Below are 17,383 nucleotides of genomic sequence, written 5' to 3' on the forward strand. Positions count from 1 at the left end.
TAGAGATTAAGAAAGGGTTCGTTTCATGGAAAACAACGTTTTCGATTCCATTAAAATCGGCCTGGCTTCTCCGGAGCAGATCCGCAACTGGAGCTACGGCGAGGTCAAGAAGCCTGAGACCATCAACTACCGCACCCTGAAGCCGGAGCGCGACGGCCTGTACTGCGAGCGCATTTTTGGACCTACCAAGGACTGGGAGTGCCACTGCGGCAAGTACAAGCGCATCCGCTACAAGGGCAAGATCTGCGATCGCTGCGGTGTCGAGGTCACCAAGGCAAAGGTTCGTCGTGAGCGCATGGGCCACATTGAGCTGGCCGCGCCCGTCAGCCACATCTGGTACTTCAAGGGCATTCCCAGCCGCATTGGCCTGATGCTGGACATCAGCCCCCGCCTGCTGGAGAAGGTCCTGTACTTTGCAAGCTATATCGTTACCGATCCCGGTCTGACCCCGTTGGAAAAGAAGCAGCTGCTGACCGAGAAGGAATACCGTGAGATGCGTGAGCGCTACGGCGATGAGTTTGAGGCATCCATGGGTGCTGAGGCCATCCAGGAGCTGCTGAAGGAGATCGATCTGGATCAGCTGAGCGCTGAGCTGACCGCTGAGGTGGAAAAGTCCTCCGGCCAGAAGAAGGTCCGCATCCTGAAGCGTCTGGAGGTCGTTGAGGCATTCCGCATTTCCGGCAACCGCCCCGAGTGGATGGTCATGGACGTGCTGCCCGTGCTGCCCCCTGATCTGCGCCCCATGGTCCAGCTGGATGGCGGCCGTTTTGCCACCTCCGACCTGAACGATCTGTACCGCCGCGTAATCAACCGCAACAACCGTCTGCGCCGCCTGCTGGAGCTGGGTGCTCCCGACATCATCGTGCGCAACGAGAAGCGGATGCTGCAGGAAGCAGTTGACAGCCTGATCGACAACGGCCGCCGCGGCCGCCCGGTCACCGGCCCCAACAACCGTGCCCTGAAGAGCCTGTCCGATCTGCTGAAGGGCAAGCAGGGCCGCTTCCGCCAGAACCTGCTGGGCAAGCGTGTTGACTACTCCGGTCGTTCTGTTATCGTCGTCGGCCCTGAGCTGAAGATGGATCAGTGCGGTCTGCCCAAGGAGATGGCTCTGGAGCTGTTCAAGCCCTTCGTGATGAAGGATCTGGTCGAGAAGGGTGTTGCCAACAACATCAAGTCTGCCCGTAAGATGGTCGAGCGTGCAAAGCCCGAGGTCTGGGACAGCCTGGAGACCGTGATCAAGGGCCACCCGGTCCTGCTGAACCGTGCACCTACCCTGCACCGTCTGGGCATTCAGGCCTTCAACCCCGTGCTGGTCGAGGGCCGTGCCATCAAGCTGCACCCCCTGGCATGTACCGCATTCAACGCCGACTTCGACGGTGACCAGATGGCAGTTCACCTGCCCCTGGGCGAGGATGCCTGCCGTGAGGCCAAGATGCTGATGCTGGCTTCCGGCAACCTGCTGAAGCCCTCTGACGGCGCACCTGTTACCGTTCCTACTCAGGATATGATCCTGGGCAGCTACTACCTGACCACCGTTCGTGAGAACGAAGAGGGTGCAGGCAAGATCTTCCGTGATGAGAACGAGGCCCTGATGGCCTATGCAGAGCACGTTGTGACCCTGCACGCTCCCATCAAGGTCCGCCGCACCATGGTCATTGATGGTGTGGAGCGCACCGGTCTGGTGGATGCCACCGTCGGCCGGATCATCTTCAATAACCCCGTTCCTCAGAACCTGGGTTATATCGACCGCACCGACCCGGAGCACTGGCTGGAGTATGAGGTCAGCTTCCGCGTGACCAAAAAGACCCTGCCCGACATCATTTCCCGCTGCATAACCCGCAATGGCACCCGTGCCTGCGCAAAGATGCTGGACTCCATCAAGGCTCAGGGCTATAAGTACTCCACCCTGTCTGCAATCTCTGTTGCTGTGTGTGACGCTGTCATTCCTCCGCAGAAGGACGAGCTGATCGCTGACGCGGATAAGCAGGTCTCTCAGGTCAACAAGCTGTTCAACCGCGGCCTGATCTCTGAGAACGAGCGTTACACCCAGACCATCAACATCTGGCAGGCAACCACCGATAAGGTCTCCAAGGCTCTGGCAGCCAACCTGCCCAAGGACAACGAGATCTTTATGATGGCTGATTCCGGTGCGCGTGGTTCTATGAACCAGATCAAGCAGCTGGCCGGCATGCGCGGCCTGCTGGCCAACACCGCAGGTAAGACCATCGAGATGCCCATTCGTGCAAACTACCGCGAAGGTCTGAACATTCTGGAATATTTCGTTTCTGCCCGTGGCGCTCGTAAGGGTCTGGCCGATACCGCTCTGCGTACCGCTGACTCCGGCTACCTGACCCGCCGCATGGTCGATGTTTCTCAGGAGGTCATCGTCCGTGAGATCGACTGCGGCACCACCGACGGCCTGTGGGTCTCTGAGATCCACGAGGGCAAGGAGAAGATCGAGAGCTTCCGTGAGCGTATCATCGGTCGTTACGCTGTGGGCGATGTGATCAACCCCGTCACCGGCGAGGTCATCGTGCCCGAGGGCAAGATGATCGACCTGTACGATGCCAACGACATCGAGGCTGCAGGCATCACCAAGCTGAAGATCCGCAGCCTGCTGACCTGCCGCGCCAAGGTGGGTGTCTGCGCACACTGCTACGGCAGCGATATGGCAAATGGTGAGCCCGTCCAGCTGGGCGAGTCCATCGGTGTCATCGCAGCAGAGTCCATTGGCGAGCCCGGTACCCAGCTGACCATGCGTACCTTCCATACCGGCGGTATTGCGTCTGCTGAGGATATTACCCAGGGTCTTCCCCGTGTTGAGGAACTGTTCGAGAGCCGCCGTCCCAAGAGCATGGCCATTATGAGCGAGATCTCCGGTGTTGTCTCTCAGGATGACACCAAGAAGAACGTCGTCATCAAGGTCACCGGCAAGGATGAGAACGGTGCCGAGGTGGTGAAGAGCTACTCCATCCCCTTCACCCAGCATGCACGTGTCATGCCCGGCGATCGTGTGGAGAAGGGCGACATCATCACCCGCGAAGGTGTTCTGTATCCCCAGGATATCCTGGCCATCAAGGGTCTGAGCGATGTGCAGAACTACCTGATCAGCGAGGTCCAGAAGGTCTACCGTCTGCAGGGCGTTGAGATCAACGATAAGCATATCGAGGTCATCGTCCGTCAGATGTGCCGCAAGGTCCGCGTGACCGACTCCGGCTCCTCCGACCTGATCGGCGGTGCACTGGCAAACCGTCTGGAAGTTGAGAACATCAACGCCGAGCTGCAGAAGCGCATTGATGACGGTGAAGAGGGCATCAAGCTGGTCGAGTATCAGCAGGTGCTGCTGGGCATCACCAAGGCTGCCTTGGCAAACGAGTCCTTCCTGTCTGCCGCATCCTTCCAGGAGACCACCCGTGTCCTGACCGAAGCCGCCATCAAGGGCAAGGTTGACCCGCTGGCCGGCCTGAAGGAAAATGTCATCATCGGTAAGCTGATCCCCGCCGGTACCGGTCTGCCGGAGGTGCGTGAGGATCTGAAGCGCCGTGAGCAGGAGCGCGACGAGGCTGTTGCCGCTGAGCTGGCTGCAGCAAACCAGCAGTAAAACTCTGTCTGCCCGGAACTGAATCGATCCATGAGCCGCCTTTCCCTGAACGCAGGGGAGGGCGGCTTTTTTGATTTGAAACTCCCTCCGTCATTGCTTCGCAATGCCACCTCCCTCTGGGAGGGAGGCCTGCTTGGCCCGAAGCAGGGGAAAGGCCCCCTCTGAGAGGGGGCTGTCTGCGCAGCAGACTGAGGGAGTAAAGGAAAAATCAGCGGTTGAGTCCTTCGGCGAATAAAACAAAAAAATATTGGAAAAACTGTTGACATTCCTAATCAAAACGAGTATTATATAACTGTTGCGCGTCCCCATAGGGGAAGTGCGGCTAAAAAGTCGGAAAATATCCGATGTTCACTATTAAGAAAGGAGAAACAAAATGCCTACTTTTAACCAGCTTGTACGCAAAGGCCGTGAGGTCCTGGTTACCAAGAGCACCGCTCCCGCCCTGCAGAAGACTTATAACTCTCAGAAGAAGCAGTACTCTGATCTGAGCAGCCCCCAGAAGCGTGGTGTCTGCACTGCAGTTCGTACCATGACCCCCAAGAAGCCTAACTCTGCTCTGCGTAAGGTTGCTCGTGTCCGCCTCACGAATGGTATCGAGGTCACCTCTTACATTCCCGGTATCGGCCATAACCTGCAGGAGCACTCCGTCGTGCTGATCCGTGGCGGCCGTGTTAAGGACCTGCCCGGTGTGCGTTACCACATCATCCGTGGTACCCTGGATACTCAGGGTGTGGCAGGCCGTAATCAGGCCCGCTCCAAGTACGGCGCAAAGCGTCCTAAGGCCGGTGCTGCAAAGAAGTAATTGAGGACAACCGCCATAAACGGCTTTCCATTATATAAATAACAAGTCCGCATTGCGCGGAGGGTAACGGTTTATGTAAGGTCAGCTCTTTGTGACACAACGGGAGTTTTATTACTTTCGAGTACCGATGATATCATTCTGTGAAGGAGGGAAGAAAGATGCCTAGAAGAGGTAACATTGCTAAGCGCGATGTCTTAGCTGATCCTATTTACAATTCCAAGATGGTCACCCGTCTGGTCAACAGCGTGATGCTGGATGGCAAGAAGGGCGTCGCTCAGAAGATCGTTTACGAGGCTTTCTCCATGATTCAGGAAAAGACCGGCAACGATCCTCTGGAAACTTTCGAGAAGGCGATGGAGAACATCATGCCCAGCCTCGAGTGCAAGACCCGCCGTGTTGGTGGCGCTAACTACCAGGTTCCTCTGGAAGTCAGCCCTGCCCGCCGCGAGACCCTGGGTCTGCGCTGGCTGACCGCTTACAGCCGCAGCCGTGGTGAGAAGACCATGGCCCAGCGTCTGGCCGCCGAGATCATGGATGCTGCCAACAACACTGGTAACGCCGTGAAGAAGCGCGAGGATACCCACAAGATGGCCGAGGCCAACAAGGCTTTCGCTCATTTCCGTTATTGATCTGTTCTGTAGGAGGTTAATTTCATGGCTACACCCAGAGAAGTTTCTCTTCAGATGACGAGAAATATCGGCATTATGGCCCACATTGATGCTGGTAAGACGACTACCACCGAGCGTATTCTGTACTACACCGGCATCAACCACAAGATCGGCGAAGTCCATGATGGCGGTGCCACCATGGACTGGATGGTTCAGGAGCAGGAGCGTGGTATTACCATCACTTCCGCTGCTACCACCTGCTACTGGAGCCACTCTGAGACCCAGAAGGATCCGGTTGCATTCAAGAAGAACCGTCACCGCATCAACATCATCGACACCCCGGGCCACGTGGACTTTACTGTTGAGGTCCAGCGTTCCCTGCGCGTCCTGGACGGTTCTGTGACCGTTCTGGCTGCTAAGGGCGGTGTCGAGCCTCAGTCTGAGACCGTTTGGCGTCAGGCTGATGAGTACAAAGTCCCTCGCATGGTTTACGTCAACAAGATGGATACCATGGGTGCCGACTTCTTCCGCTGCATCAAGATGCTGCATGATCGTCTGCACGCTAACGGCGTGGCGATCCAGCTGCCCATCGGCCAGGAGGATACCTTCCGTGGTATTGTTGACCTGGTCGATATGAACGCTGAGGTCTACTATGACGACATGGGCAACGATATGCGCACTGAGCCCATCCCTGAGGATATGGTCGAGCAGGCCGAGGAGTACCGCAACATCCTGATCGAGGCTGTTGCCGAGAACGACGAAGTCCTGATGGAGAAGTATCTCGAGGGTGAGGAGATCACCCGCGAGGAGCTGAAGGCTGCCATCCGCAAGGAGACCATTGCCAACACTCTGGTGCCCGTGGTCTGTGGTTCTTCCTACAAGAACCGTGGTGTCCAGAAGCTGCTGGACGCTATCGTGGATTATATGCCCGCTCCTACCGACGTTGAGGACATCAAGGGTGTGAATCCTGAGACCGAAGAGCAGGAGACCCGTCCGTCTTCCGACGACGCTCCCTTCGCAGCTCTGGCCTTCAAGATTGCAACCGATCCGTTCGTTGGTAAGCTGGCTTACTTCCGTGTCTACTCCGGTAAGGTCGAGGCTGGTACTACTGTCTACAACTCCGTGAAGGACGCTAGAGAGCGTATGGGCCGCATCCTGCAGATGCACTCCAACCACCGCAAGGATATCGACTGCTGCTATGCAGGTGATATCGCTGCTGTTGTCGGTCTGAAGAACACCACCACTGGTGATACTCTGTGTGATGAGAATCATCCCATCATTCTGGAGTCCATGAAGTTCCCCGAGCCCGTTATCCGCGTTGCCATCGAGCCCAAGACCAAGGCCGGCAACGAGAAGATGGGCATCGCGCTGGCAAAGCTGGCCGAAGAGGATCCTACCTTCAAGACCTACACTGATGAAGAGACCGGCCAGACCATCATCGCTGGCATGGGCGAGCTCCATCTGGAGATCATCGTCGACCGTCTGCTGCGTGAGTTCAAGGTCGAGGCCAACGTTGGCGCACCTCAGGTCGCTTACCGTGAGACCATCCGCAAGGAGGCCAATCAGGAGACCAAGTACGCACGTCAGTCTGGTGGTAAGGGCCAGTACGGTCATGTTAAGATCAAGATCGAGCCCAACGAGCCCGGCAAGGGTTACGAGTTCGTCAACGCCATCGTTGGCGGTGCCATCCCGAAGGAATACATCCCGGCTATCGACAATGGTATCCAGGGTGCTATGAAGTCCGGCGTTCTGGCTGGCTATCCTGTCGTTGATGTCAAGGTCACCCTGTGGGATGGTTCTTATCACGAGGTCGACTCCTCTGAAATGGCCTTCTCCATTGCAGGTTCTATGGCCTTCAAGGACGCTATGCGCAAGGCTGACCCCATCATCACCGAGCCCATCATGAAGGTTGCTGTTATCGTTCCTGATGAGTATCTGGGCGATGTCATCGGCGACCTGAACTCTCGCCGTGGCCAGATCCAGGGCATGGAGGCAATGGCAGGCACTCAGCGTGTCAACGCCTTCGTTCCTCTGGCTCAGATGTTCGGCTACGCCACCGACCTGCGTTCCAAGACCCAGGGCCGTGGCCAGTATGTCATGGAGCCTTCTCACTACGAGCCGGTTCCCAAGAACATTGCCGACCAGATCATTGCTGGCCGCACCAAGGCTTGATTGCCTGAAACAAAGTAAAATTTTGCCGGGGTAGTGTAGCTCCGGCAAAATTTCCTGTAAAAGCACTTGATTTTACAGGACAAATTTAGTAGAATAGTTTTGCAATGCAATTCTGTGTTTGCAGGACTGTTGTAACCAAATTCAATCCGATTAAGGGAGGATATTCCAATGGCTGAAAAGGCAAAATTTGACCGTTCTAAGCCGCATGTTAACATCGGCACCATCGGTCACGTTGACCACGGCAAGACCACTCTGACCGCCGCTATCACCAAGTATCTGGCACTGAAGGGCGACGCAGACTTCATGGACTATGCCAACATCGATAAGGCTCCCGAGGAGCGCGCTCGTGGTATTACGATCAACTCCGCTCATGTCGAGTACCAGACCGATGCTCGTCACTACGCTCACGTTGACTGCCCGGGCCATGCTGACTACGTTAAGAACATGATCACCGGTGCTGCTCAGATGGACGGCGCTATCCTGGTCGTTGCTGCTACCGATGGTCCCATGCCCCAGACCCGTGAGCACATCCTGCTGGCTCGTCAGGTCGGCGTGCCCTATATCGTTGTCTTTATGAACAAGTGCGATATGGTCGACGACGAGGAGCTGCTGGATCTGGTCGAGATGGAGATCCGTGAGCTGCTGAGCGAGTATGACTTCCCCGGCGACGACACCCCCATCATCCGTGGCTCCGCTCTGAAGGCTCTGGAGTCCACCTCCAAGGATCCTGATGCACCCGAGTATGCTTGCATCAAGGAGCTGATGGACGCTGTTGACAGCTATATCCCCAACCCCGATCGTGAGGAAGACAAGCCCTTCCTGATGCCCATCGAGGATGTCATGACCATTTCCGGCCGTGGTACTGTTGCTACCGGTCGTGTTGAGCGTGGCATTGCTAAGGTTGGCGATGCAATGGAGATTGTTGGCATTAAGCCCGATCGTCTGAGCACCACCATCACCGGCCTGGAGATGTTCCGTAAGTCTCTGGACTTCGCTGAGGCTGGCGATAACATCGGCGCTCTGCTGCGTGGTGTTGACCGTACCCAGATCGAGCGTGGCCAGGTTCTGGCTAAGCCCGGCACTGTCCATCCCCACAAGGTCTTCGAGTCTCAGGTCTACGTCCTGACCAAGGACGAAGGCGGCCGTCACACCCCCTTCTTCTCCAACTATCGTCCTCAGTTCTACTTCCGTACCACTGACGTGACCGGCATCATCACCCTGCCCGAAGGCACCGAGATGTGCATGCCCGGCGATAACGTTCAGATGCACGTTGAGCTGCTGACCCCCGTTGCTATGGAAGAGGGCCTGCGTTTCGCTATCCGTGAGGGTGGCCGTACCGTTGGTTCCGGCGTTGTTGGCAAGATCATTGAGTGATTTTGACCCTCTGCGCCTGTTCTAAGGCAAAAGGTTAAACTTACAAAGAGCCTTCCCATTCCGGAGAGTGGGAAGGCTCTTTTTGCGCTAACAGATCCTCTGCCCGAGATGGCAGGGGATTTTTGTTTTTGCCAAAAAGTGCTTTACAAATAAAGGTTGTTATGATATGCTGACATTAAAGAAACAAGATGTCGAAGAATGGAGGACGGCACTATGGCGTTTGACTATAAGAAGGAGTACAAGGAGTTTTATCTTCCACCCAGGAAGCCGGGTATTGTAACTGTTCCGCCGATGAATTTTGTGTCTGTACAGGGCAGGGGAGACCCCAATGAACCAGGTGGGGAATATCAGGCGGCAATGGAGTTGCTGTATGGCATTGCCTTTACCATCAAGATGAGCTACAAGGGAAGCCATAAGATCGACGGTTACTTTGAATATGTTGTCCCACCGTTGGAGGGTTTGTGGCATCAAGAGGGGGTGGACGGTGTGGACTACGCCCACAAAGAATGCTTTGAGTGGACAAGTATGATCCGCCTGCCGGATTTCGTGACCCGGGAAGTGTTCGATTGGGCCGTTCAGGAAGCGACTGCAAAAAAGAAGAAGGATTTCTCCAAAGTGCAGTTCCTCCACTATGATGAAGGACTTTGTGTGCAGTGTATGCATGTTGGTTCTTATGATGCCGAACCGGAGACGCTGGAGCAGATGGATGCTTTTGCGCGGGAACAGGGCTATGAGACTGATTTCACCGGGCACCGCCGTCACCACGAAATTTACCTCAGCGATCCGCGCCGGACAGCACCGGAAAAATTGAAAACGGTGCTGCGGCATCCTGTTCGCGTAAAATAAAATCGGGAAAGTTCACAAAGACTGTCGATTTTCGTTGTGAGATGTGCTATACTATATCTATCTGTAAAATTCCATTGGATAGAAAAGGGAGGAGAACATCATGCAGCATGAAACTGTCATCGTGCTGGACTTTGGCGGCCAGTACAATCAGCTGATCGCGCGCCGTGTCCGCGAGAACAATGTCTACTGTGAAATCTATTCCTACAAAACTGACCTGTCGGTCATCAAGGCGAAGAACCCCAAGGGCATCATCTTCACCGGCGGCCCCAACAGCGTCTATCTGGAAGATTCGCCCACCATCGACCCCGAGATCTTCAACTGGGGCATCCCTGTGCTGGGAATCTGCTACGGCAGCCAGCTGATGATGCACCTGCTGGGCGGTCATGTCTGCCGCGCCCCTGAGCGTGAGTACGGCAAGACCGAGGTCTTTGTGGACAACAGCAGCAAGATGTTCGAGGATGTTCAGCCCTCCACCATCTGCTGGATGAGCCACAATGACTACATCGAGCAGGCAGCCCCCGGCTTCAAGATCACCGCACACACTGTGAACTGCCCTGTGGCTGCTGCAGAGAACGCCGAGAAGGGCCTGTACGCTGTTCAGTTCCACCCGGAAGTGCTCCACACCGCTGAGGGCAAGAAGATGCTCCGCAACTTCGTGTATAACGTCTGTGGCTGCTCCGGTGACTGGAAGATGGACTCCTTCGTGGAGAACAATGTCAAGGCTCTGCGGGAGCGCATTGGCGACGGCAAGGTGCTGTGCGCCCTGTCCGGCGGCGTGGATTCCTCTGTGCTGGCTGCAATGCTGGCAAAGGCTATCGGAAAGCAGCTGACCTGCGTGTTTGTGGATCATGGTCTGCTCCGCAAGAACGAAAAGGAAGAGGTCTGCTCTGTCTTTGGCCCGGGCAATGCCAACGGCTTTGATATCAACTTCATCTGTGTGGATGCCCGTGACCGCTATTTCAGCAAGCTGGCCGGTGTTACTGAGCCCGAGCGCAAGCGCAAGATCATCGGCGAGGAGTTCATCCGCGTCTTTGAGGAGCAGGCAAAGCAGATCGGCAAGGTGGATTTCCTGGCACAGGGCACCATCTATCCCGACGTTGTGGAGAGCGGCCTGGGCGGCGAATCCACCGTCATCAAGAGCCACCACAATGTCGGCGGCCTGCCCGATACCGTGGACTTCAAGGAGCTGGTGGAGCCCCTGCGCAACCTGTTTAAGGATGAGGTGCGTCAGGTTGGCCGCGAACTGGGCCTGCCTGAGTATCTGGTCAGCCGTCAGCCGTTCCCCGGCCCCGGTCTGGGCATCCGCATCATCGGCGAGGTGACCCCTGAGAAGGTTGCCATCGTGCAGGATGCAGACGCAATCTGGCGTGAGGAGATCGCCAAGGCGGGTCTGGATAAGGAGATCAACCAGTATTACGCCGCTCTGACCAATATGCGCAGCGTCGGCGTGATGGGTGACGAGCGTACCTATGACTATGCTGTGGCCCTGCGTGCTGTGACTACTACCGACTTTATGACGGCTGAGAGCTACAATGTGCCTTGGGATGTTCTGGGCACCGTGACCAGCCGCATCGTCAATGAGGTCAAGCACGTCAACCGTGTGTTCTACGATTGCACCGGTAAGCCGCCTGCCACCATCGAGCTCGAGTAATGAAAATTTGCCTTCCGTTTTTTTAGACCTCTGCAAAATAGAACACAACAACGTATAAAAATGGCCTCGCTTTCAAGAATTTTCGCTTGAAGGCGGGGCTTTTTTGCGCCCAAAGTAACAGAAAAGTAACACCCCGGGCAGAATCAAACCAGTATCACGGTTTCTTTTCCCCTGGGAAGGCCAGAGCTTCCAGCCGATCCGCGACGTTGTTTGTCCGATCTGGGTACAGGTGGGCATAGGTGCCAAGCGTGGTCGAAACCTTTTCATGCCCAAGGCGCTGCTGTACCAGAAGGGCGTCCGTGCCCATGTTGATAAGCAGGGAGGCATGGGAGTGCCGTATATCGTGCACCCGAATGACCTTCACGCCGGTGCGCTGGCAGCAGCGCTCTAACTGTTCCTTTAGCCAGTATTTGGTACATTCAAACAGGCGTTCTTCCGGCTGGTATTCGTAGAGCTTGGCAGCGTAGTCCCGAATGATTTCCAGCAGGAAGTCCGGCACCGTAATGAACCGTTTGGAACGGCGGGTTTTCGGATCTGAAATAACATCTTCGCCATTCAGGCGGGCGTAGGAGTGCCGCACAAAAATTCCCTTCCGTTCAAAATCTACATCCGCCAGGGTGAGGGCCAGCAGTTCGCCTTCCCGCATACCCGTCCAAAACAGGATATTGAACGCGGCGTATGCCGTAGGATCTGACATTCCGGCAATGAACTTCTGAAATTCTTCCAGTGTCCAGAACTGCATTTCTTCGGCGCTGCTTTTGCCCATGGACCCGGCCAGGGAAACGGGGTTTTCTTTCAGGCCGTAATACTTCCCGGCGAACCGGAACAGGGCGCTCATTTGGTTGTTGATGGTTTTCAGGTAGGTGGCAGAGTACGGCTTCCCGTTCTTGTCCCTGGCGTCGATCAGGTGATTTTGCCAGGCACGAATGGACGAAACGGACACTTCATCCACCAGCTGATCCTTGAAGTAGGGAAGGATCTTCGTTTCAAAGATCCATTGTTTCATTTCGTAGGTGGTGGGCCGGAGCCTGGTTTTTGCGTCCGCCATGTAGAGCTCCACCAGGGAGCCGAATTTCATTTTGGTGGTGCGTGAGCTTTTCGCCAGATATTCGCGTTCATAGGCCAGGGCATCCGCCCGGCGGGCAAAGCAGCTTTTCTTTATTTGCTTCCGTTTGCCGGTCCAGTCCGTAACACGGAAGATGCAATACCATTCACCCGTTTTTTGATTCTTGTATGCAGGCATGAGCAACCCTCCATTTGCTACTTTTCAACAGCTTTTAACATAGTTTTCAACAAGTAACGCAGGTAACGCGTTGCAAACGCGTTACCGATAAAAAGTTGAAAACGCAAGTTTCATGTTGAAAGTGAATTTTCTTCACTGGGCAGCATTTTGAAAAACTGACGAATAAGCGAAAGAAAAAGATTCAACAAGTTTTCAACAAACGCACCCGGTAACGCGTTGGCAACGCGTTACCGCCCCGAAAATGCAGTTTTCAACAGCCAAAACAAAACGGAACAACGACAAAAAACAATGCTTTCAACACGGTTTTCAACGGCCTAAATTGCCGTATTCTTCCCCCTAACAACCCCTATCTTACATCCCTGTATATCTAGTCTATATAACTTAATCTTAGATATTATTATCTTAGATATAGCTTAATAATATAATATATAGCTTATGGGTTAGATTGAGAGGCGGACGTTTGCGCGGCGCCACGAAGACATGGCGCAGACCTTTTTCGTGACGTGCCGAAAATGGTCCGGCAGTTGCTTACAACTTGACAGCAGCCCGGAAAATGAGTTCAACCCGTGCAATCTGAAAAGTTGAACTTGATGCCGGAAAACGCGCGAAAATGCCCCTTTTTTGTGATTGAAAACGCGCAAAACGTGCGATTCGTGCTAAAAAACGTGCAATTCGCGTGCAATAGCGTGCAATGGCGCGAGAAAAAACGCGCGGCGCGAATAAAACGCAGGGCGGCCGTTTAACTTGCTGGCAACTTGCCGAAAGAGGGTAAAACGCTGCCAGAGGCCCCAGAGAAGCCCTGTCACGGCTTTTTATAAACCGATGCGAAAAACTAGCCAAAGAAAAACAAAACGCCCACAAGGCCGCTTTCTGACGGTCTGGTGGGCGTTGCTTTTTACTGCACGACGGAGCTATCAACCCAGAGGTCGGAAACTTCGCCCGCCATTTCTTCGGCACCGATGGAGCCGGAAGCAATTTTGGAAATGAGAGTGGAATCGAGCGAGAAGCTCAAAAACTTGTTGCCGCCGGCTGGATTCACGACCCAGTAATCAATGGCCTTGCAAGCATCAAAGCCGTGGTTCAAGACTAGATCCTGGACGGATTCAAAGGCCCGGCTTTCCGAATTGCTGACCGGGAAGGCCTGAACCTTCACCACGATCTGGCCGTCGCAGGCGCCGCCAACGGTAAGGCTCTCGATTTCACCATAGGACAGTGAAAGCCCCGGCGCTTCGACCTGTCGGCCGGTGCGGCTTGTTGTGAGGACGCTTGCGTCGAGCATGAAGGGCTCCGCTTCCGATACGGCAGCGGAAAGAGAGGCGGCGATACTTTCCGAGGATTCGGAAGCGGCAGCGGCGGCGGAACTAGAAACGCTTTCGGAAGCCGCAACGCTTGAAGCGACAGAAACCGAAGATGCGGCCGCCTTGTTGCGATATTTGCCGCTGTACTTGATGATGCTATAAGCACACATGGCGAGAAAGATCAAAAGGCAGATTCCGCAAAATTTCAGAATGCCCTTCAAGATTCGTTTTAGCGTGTTCATGTTTTCCTCCCTGGGCGGCTTGCCCTTTCACTTCCGAAACCAAATCAGCCCGCAGCGGAGGAGTTCTCTTCTGAGACGTTCTTCTCCACAATGGTCGTGTTCTGCGATGCGGCGCCTTCCGGCAGTTCCTTCAACGCCTGAATATACCCCAAGAGCCGGTCGAGCTGCCGATCAGACAGGGAACCGAGTTCCCCGGCGATTGCGGCCTCCGCCGGGCGCTGCGCGGCCGCTGGCGCTGGGCTTGTAAGTTCGCGGCTGTCCGTAACGCCGAGAAGATAATCAACGGACACCCCAAAAAAATCAGCCAGGGCGCAGAGTTTTTCGCCGTCTGGTTCTTTTCCGAGCGATTCATACCCCGCAATGGTTGACCTGGAAATGTGCAGTCGATCCGCGAGTTCTTTTTGCGTGATGCCTTTTTCCATGCGGAGCCTTTTTAGTCGTTCGCTGAACATGACGCCCTCCTTCTTTCGTATAGAAACATTTTAACGCCCTATGTTTCCTATGTAAACATATTGACACCAAAAGAAACAAAAATCTCAAAAATCACTTGACAATGTTTCCAAACGAAACTATAATGGCATTGTTTCCAAACGAAACACGAAAGGAGGGCGAGAAAATGAGAAAGGCACTGCTGAACGCTCGGATCGAACGCAACCTGACGCAGGAAGAAGTGGCCCAGAAAGCGGGTATCAGCCGCTCGGCTTACACCAACATCGAAAGGGGCGTTAAAAATCCCTCGTTCGATGTGGCAGTGAGAATCAAAAAGGCCGTCGGTTGCCAGAACGACGATATTTTTTTGGATTCTAGTGTTTCGTAACGAAACACGGAGGGAGGAACACACATGAATTTGTACGAAATCAGCGTGGTGGATGGCAAAGGCATTACCCACAAGTCGAAGGTCTACGAAATTAACGTGGACGCTGCTTTCAAAGAAGCGTTTATCCAGGGGAAAATCTACGGAGCCGAAAAGCTGGACGACTGCACGGTGCAGCAGATCCAGACAAACGCAGGCGTTTCCAAAGACACCGAACGCGAGTATTTGGGCCGAATCAAGAACATTCTGGATGCCCTGGGCGAAGATAGCTATTGCGCGTGGGCCTTTGGTGGCTGCGTGGAGGACGCCGAGGAGAACATCGACAACGATTTTGCAGTCAGCATGAGGGGCCGTTGGGAAGACGAACGGGAGGCGCACGAAAAAACCCGCAAGAGCATGACCGAAAAGGTGAACGCCCAGGGCCAGCGCATTGCAGAGCTTGAAACCGAATTGCAGAAGGCCAAGCAGATGGAGGGCCAGGCACGGAAGGAGGCTGCGGAGTTCAAGATCGCCCTGGAAAAGGCGAAGGGAAAGATCCTCCCGGACAACGTTGCCGCAGAACTTACCATTATGCTGCGGAAGCAGGCCGACGAAGCCGCCAAAGAAGCACTTTACTACGCGGACCGGATGACGGCAGAGGTTGAAAACTCCGTCCACGTTGGCGCGTCCAACAGTGCAAAGAACTTCCGCAAGTGCCGCAAGGCCCAGGTTGATGCGCTGCGCCTGCTGGGTGCGCTGGGAAATATTGGAGGCTCGGAAAATGACGATTGACGAGCTCCGCATACTGCGCGGCCTTTCCATGGAGAAGCTGAGCAAGGCCGCAGACCTTTCCATGGGAGCCGTTTTCAAGCTGACCAGGCCGGGCGCGGAACTTGAGCAGGCGCGGTTTGGCACCGTTATGAAGCTGGCCGCCGGGCTTGGCGCGGTGATTACCGTAGACCCGGAAGGCGTGACCATAAGACCACAGGAGGAAGCAAAATGAAAATCAAGTCCATTACCTTGCAGAAGATCGCGGCCGTGTGCGGCGGCCTGGGCCTGTTCTTTGGCCTGGGCTTTGCCGGGAACTTTGAGACGACCGGCGAAACCAGCACCGGCACGTTTATGGTTTCCCTGGGCTTTCTGCTTTTGGCCGTGCTGCTGGCCCGTGTGAGCTTTGCAGTGCAGGACATGGAGAAGCGGGAGAACAAGATCCATAAGGCCCAGAAGGGCACCGTGAAGCCCCGCATGAAGCGGAAGGCAGGCTGACCATGTTTCACACAACGGTGAAATGCGTGGACTGTGGCGCGCTTATGGTTGACGTGCCGAGCAATACAAAGCGCTGCGCCGTCTGCCGTGTGGGCCACAACAGAGAATCCGTCCGCAGGGCGAACGAGACCAGGAGGGCCGAGGAGGCCGCACGGCCGAAGCCGCGAAGCCTGGACGACGACCTGGAAACCTTGAAGAAATACAACGAGCAGCGCCGGGCCGCGGGCCTTGAGCCTTTGACCTATGGCGTTTGGAGGTCCAGAGGGGCACCGGAGGAATACGCATGAAAGAATTTGACAGCATCCGCATTGTAGACAAGGGAGGCGACAGCCTTTCTTTTGAAATGACCGGCAACGTTGCAGGAAGCCCATACGACACGATCGTGTTTTTGCTTCGGGCAACTTCCGGCCTGATTGCCGCCTCGGCCAAGGACAGCGCAGACCCGCAGAAAGTGGCGGATGTTTTTGCAAAGTTATTCGCCAAGCGTATTGCGCAGGATATCCAGGACGAGCGGGACCGCCGGGCGGAGAGCGCAGAGGCGGTCGTGGAACGGTTTAACTTTCAGGTGCGCGAGATTTCGGAAAGCGTTAAGGCGTCGCTGGTGAATGATACGGAGCAAGAACAGGAAGAGGCTCAGGGCGCGGCGCACAAGCCTGCAAAGAAAGGAGGCTGCGAAGAATGATCCTTTTGTTTATTGGCGGCCTGGTTGTTGGCGCCTTAGCTGGCATCTTTGCACTGGGGCTTATTTCCTCCGGGCATTGCGCGGAGTGCCGCGCATATTACGACCGCCAGATGGAAGCCATGCGGAGGAGGGAAAACCGGTGGCAGTAAGTGAAGCCTGGCGGGACGTGCCCGGCTATGGCGGCAAGTACCAGGCAAGCGACATGGGCCGCATTGCAAACACCTTCTGGCACGGCCGGAGGCGCCAGAATGGAGGCCGCACCATCCTGGCCCAGTTTAAGAAAAAGCCCCGCGGAAAGGCCAGGGACAGCGCAAAACGCTTTGTGCACCTCACAGATCTGGAAGGGCACAGGAAGGAGGCTTCCGCCGCAAAGGTCGTGGCAGAAACCTTTCTGGGGCCAGTTCCTCCCGGGATGGCGATTTTTCACAAGAACGGCAACCCGGCGGACAACTCCGTTTGGAACCTGGTTTTCCGCACCCCGGAAGAAATAGGCCGCATGACCGGCGCGGATAGCACCCGGCGGCCGGTGCTGAAATTCAGCGCCACCGGCGAGCTGCTGGAATGCTATTCCAGTGCCCGCCAGGCTGCCAAGCAGAACTATTTCAGCTACCAGGCCATTATTGACCGATGCAACGGCAAATGTAAACGGCACGTTCTGGCCCCGGACGGCAACTATTACGCCTGGGACAACACCGTGGGCGTAAGAAAGGCTAAAGAGGACCTTCGGGCGCTTGCCCGGCAAGAAGGCCGCCTATTTGCCCCGAAGAACTGGCCCGCTACCTAAATTTTACCACGAAAAGAGGTT

Annotated in this window: 18 protein-coding genes; 15 read left to right on the top strand and 3 right to left on the bottom strand. The window is 55.4% G+C overall.

The genetic code is table 11. The features are described from left to right. The first annotated feature begins 25 nt into the window (after positions 1-25). The 7 genes from rpoC (at position 26) to guaA (ending at position 11,054) form a co-directional block, all read left to right on the top strand. Positions 26-3,601, top strand: coding sequence for a DNA-directed RNA polymerase subunit beta' (rpoC, locus tag J3352_RS04300; RefSeq protein ID WP_156065488.1), 3,576 nt, complete (start codon positions 26-28; stop codon positions 3,599-3,601). Positions 3,602-3,974: 373 nt separating this feature from the next. Next, the gene (gene rpsL, locus J3352_RS04305) at positions 3,975-4,403 is read left to right on the top strand and encodes a 30S ribosomal protein S12 (protein ID WP_005930554.1); all 429 of its coding nucleotides are present in this window, start codon (positions 3,975-3,977) and stop codon (positions 4,401-4,403) included. A 158-nt stretch (positions 4,404-4,561) separates the two neighbouring features. Further along, complete coding sequence (gene rpsG, locus J3352_RS04310) at positions 4,562-5,032, top strand: 30S ribosomal protein S7 (RefSeq protein ID WP_005930552.1); 471 nt, start codon at positions 4,562-4,564, stop codon at positions 5,030-5,032. 24 nt (positions 5,033-5,056) lie between these two features. Next, positions 5,057-7,183 carry an elongation factor G gene (gene fusA / locus J3352_RS04315; RefSeq protein ID WP_097773654.1) on the top strand — a complete coding sequence of 709 codons (2,127 nt, stop codon included), beginning with the start codon at positions 5,057-5,059 and terminating at the stop codon, positions 7,181-7,183. Positions 7,184-7,351: 168 nt separating this feature from the next. Further along, the gene (gene tuf, locus J3352_RS04320) at positions 7,352-8,557 is read left to right on the top strand and encodes an elongation factor Tu (protein WP_005930548.1); all 1,206 of its coding nucleotides are present in this window, start codon (positions 7,352-7,354) and stop codon (positions 8,555-8,557) included. A gap of 213 nt (positions 8,558-8,770) precedes the next feature. Next, the gene (locus tag J3352_RS04325) at positions 8,771-9,403 is read left to right on the top strand and encodes a GyrI-like domain-containing protein (RefSeq protein WP_035393594.1); all 633 of its coding nucleotides are present in this window, start codon (positions 8,771-8,773) and stop codon (positions 9,401-9,403) included. A 100-nt stretch (positions 9,404-9,503) separates the two neighbouring features. Then, positions 9,504-11,054, top strand: coding sequence for a glutamine-hydrolyzing GMP synthase (gene guaA, locus J3352_RS04330; RefSeq protein ID WP_097773655.1), 1,551 nt, complete (start codon positions 9,504-9,506; stop codon positions 11,052-11,054). 154 nt (positions 11,055-11,208) lie between these two features. Here guaA and J3352_RS04335 read toward each other — a convergent pair whose 3' ends face one another. The 3 genes from J3352_RS04335 to J3352_RS04345 form a co-directional block, all read right to left on the bottom strand. After that, positions 11,209-12,297, bottom strand: a complete 1,089-nt coding sequence (locus J3352_RS04335; protein WP_156065486.1) for a site-specific integrase — start codon at positions 12,295-12,297, stop codon at positions 11,209-11,211. Positions 12,298-13,192: 895 nt separating this feature from the next. Continuing rightward, positions 13,193-13,837 (bottom strand): hypothetical protein, encoded by a 645-nt coding sequence (locus J3352_RS04340; protein WP_156065484.1) that lies wholly within the window; start codon positions 13,835-13,837, stop codon positions 13,193-13,195. 44 nt (positions 13,838-13,881) lie between these two features. Beyond that, entirely contained in the window at positions 13,882-14,289 is a 408-nt protein-coding gene (locus J3352_RS04345) for a helix-turn-helix domain-containing protein (protein WP_156065482.1), read from the bottom strand. A gap of 164 nt (positions 14,290-14,453) precedes the next feature. Between J3352_RS04345 and J3352_RS04350 the strand changes: the two genes are divergently transcribed. The 8 genes from J3352_RS04350 to J3352_RS04385 are packed head-to-tail and all read left to right on the top strand — an operon-like array spanning position 14,454 to position 17,362. Continuing rightward, a complete protein-coding gene (locus tag J3352_RS04350; RefSeq protein ID WP_156065480.1) occupies positions 14,454-14,654 on the top strand; it encodes a helix-turn-helix transcriptional regulator in 201 nt (66 codons plus the stop codon). 24 nt (positions 14,655-14,678) lie between these two features. Next, entirely contained in the window at positions 14,679-15,422 is a 744-nt protein-coding gene (locus tag J3352_RS04355; protein ID WP_156065478.1) for a cell envelope integrity protein TolA, read from the top strand. After that, on the top strand, positions 15,412-15,633 hold the full coding sequence (locus J3352_RS04360) for a hypothetical protein (protein WP_156065476.1): 222 nt from the start codon (positions 15,412-15,414) through the stop codon (positions 15,631-15,633). Before J3352_RS04355 ends, J3352_RS04360 begins: the two co-directional genes overlap by 11 nt. After that, entirely contained in the window at positions 15,630-15,896 is a 267-nt protein-coding gene (locus J3352_RS04365) for a hypothetical protein (protein WP_156065474.1), read from the top strand. The genes J3352_RS04360 and J3352_RS04365 overlap by 4 nt, the downstream gene beginning before the upstream one ends. 44 nt (positions 15,897-15,940) lie before the next feature. Continuing rightward, the gene (locus tag J3352_RS04370) at positions 15,941-16,183 is read left to right on the top strand and encodes a hypothetical protein (RefSeq protein ID WP_156065472.1); all 243 of its coding nucleotides are present in this window, start codon (positions 15,941-15,943) and stop codon (positions 16,181-16,183) included. After that, entirely contained in the window at positions 16,180-16,578 is a 399-nt protein-coding gene (locus tag J3352_RS04375; RefSeq protein WP_156065470.1) for a hypothetical protein, read from the top strand. Before J3352_RS04370 ends, J3352_RS04375 begins: the two co-directional genes overlap by 4 nt. Further along, positions 16,575-16,727: a hypothetical protein gene (locus J3352_RS04380; RefSeq protein ID WP_197036512.1), complete on the top strand. Its 153-nt coding sequence runs from the start codon at positions 16,575-16,577 to the stop codon at positions 16,725-16,727. Before J3352_RS04375 ends, J3352_RS04380 begins: the two co-directional genes overlap by 4 nt. Then, positions 16,718-17,362, top strand: coding sequence for an HNH endonuclease (locus J3352_RS04385; protein WP_197036511.1), 645 nt, complete (start codon positions 16,718-16,720; stop codon positions 17,360-17,362). Before J3352_RS04380 ends, J3352_RS04385 begins: the two co-directional genes overlap by 10 nt. Positions 17,363-17,383 lie beyond the last annotated feature (21 nt).

The sequence above is a fragment of the Faecalibacterium sp. Marseille-Q4164 genome (assembly GCF_017377545.1).
GTDB classification, from domain to species: Bacteria; Bacillota; Clostridia; order Oscillospirales; family Ruminococcaceae; genus Faecalibacterium; species Faecalibacterium duncaniae.

Coding starts and splice junctions, on each gene's coding strand:
- rpoC (WP_156065488.1), top strand. CDS start 26: ATGGAAAACAACGTTTTCGATTCCATTAAAATCGGCCTGGCTTCTCCG.
- rpsL (WP_005930554.1), top strand. CDS start 3,975: ATGCCTACTTTTAACCAGCTTGTACGCAAAGGCCGTGAGGTCCTGGTT.
- rpsG (WP_005930552.1), top strand. CDS start 4,562: ATGCCTAGAAGAGGTAACATTGCTAAGCGCGATGTCTTAGCTGATCCT.
- fusA (WP_097773654.1), top strand. CDS start 5,057: ATGGCTACACCCAGAGAAGTTTCTCTTCAGATGACGAGAAATATCGGC.
- tuf (WP_005930548.1), top strand. CDS start 7,352: ATGGCTGAAAAGGCAAAATTTGACCGTTCTAAGCCGCATGTTAACATC.
- J3352_RS04325 (WP_035393594.1), top strand. CDS start 8,771: ATGGCGTTTGACTATAAGAAGGAGTACAAGGAGTTTTATCTTCCACCC.
- guaA (WP_097773655.1), top strand. CDS start 9,504: ATGCAGCATGAAACTGTCATCGTGCTGGACTTTGGCGGCCAGTACAAT.
- J3352_RS04335 (WP_156065486.1), bottom strand. CDS start 12,297: ATGCCTGCATACAAGAATCAAAAAACGGGTGAATGGTATTGCATCTTC.
- J3352_RS04340 (WP_156065484.1), bottom strand. CDS start 13,837: ATGAACACGCTAAAACGAATCTTGAAGGGCATTCTGAAATTTTGCGGA.
- J3352_RS04345 (WP_156065482.1), bottom strand. CDS start 14,289: ATGTTCAGCGAACGACTAAAAAGGCTCCGCATGGAAAAAGGCATCACG.
- J3352_RS04350 (WP_156065480.1), top strand. CDS start 14,454: ATGAGAAAGGCACTGCTGAACGCTCGGATCGAACGCAACCTGACGCAG.
- J3352_RS04355 (WP_156065478.1), top strand. CDS start 14,679: ATGAATTTGTACGAAATCAGCGTGGTGGATGGCAAAGGCATTACCCAC.
- J3352_RS04360 (WP_156065476.1), top strand. CDS start 15,412: ATGACGATTGACGAGCTCCGCATACTGCGCGGCCTTTCCATGGAGAAG.
- J3352_RS04365 (WP_156065474.1), top strand. CDS start 15,630: ATGAAAATCAAGTCCATTACCTTGCAGAAGATCGCGGCCGTGTGCGGC.
- J3352_RS04370 (WP_156065472.1), top strand. CDS start 15,941: ATGGTTGACGTGCCGAGCAATACAAAGCGCTGCGCCGTCTGCCGTGTG.
- J3352_RS04375 (WP_156065470.1), top strand. CDS start 16,180: ATGAAAGAATTTGACAGCATCCGCATTGTAGACAAGGGAGGCGACAGC.
- J3352_RS04380 (WP_197036512.1), top strand. CDS start 16,575: ATGATCCTTTTGTTTATTGGCGGCCTGGTTGTTGGCGCCTTAGCTGGC.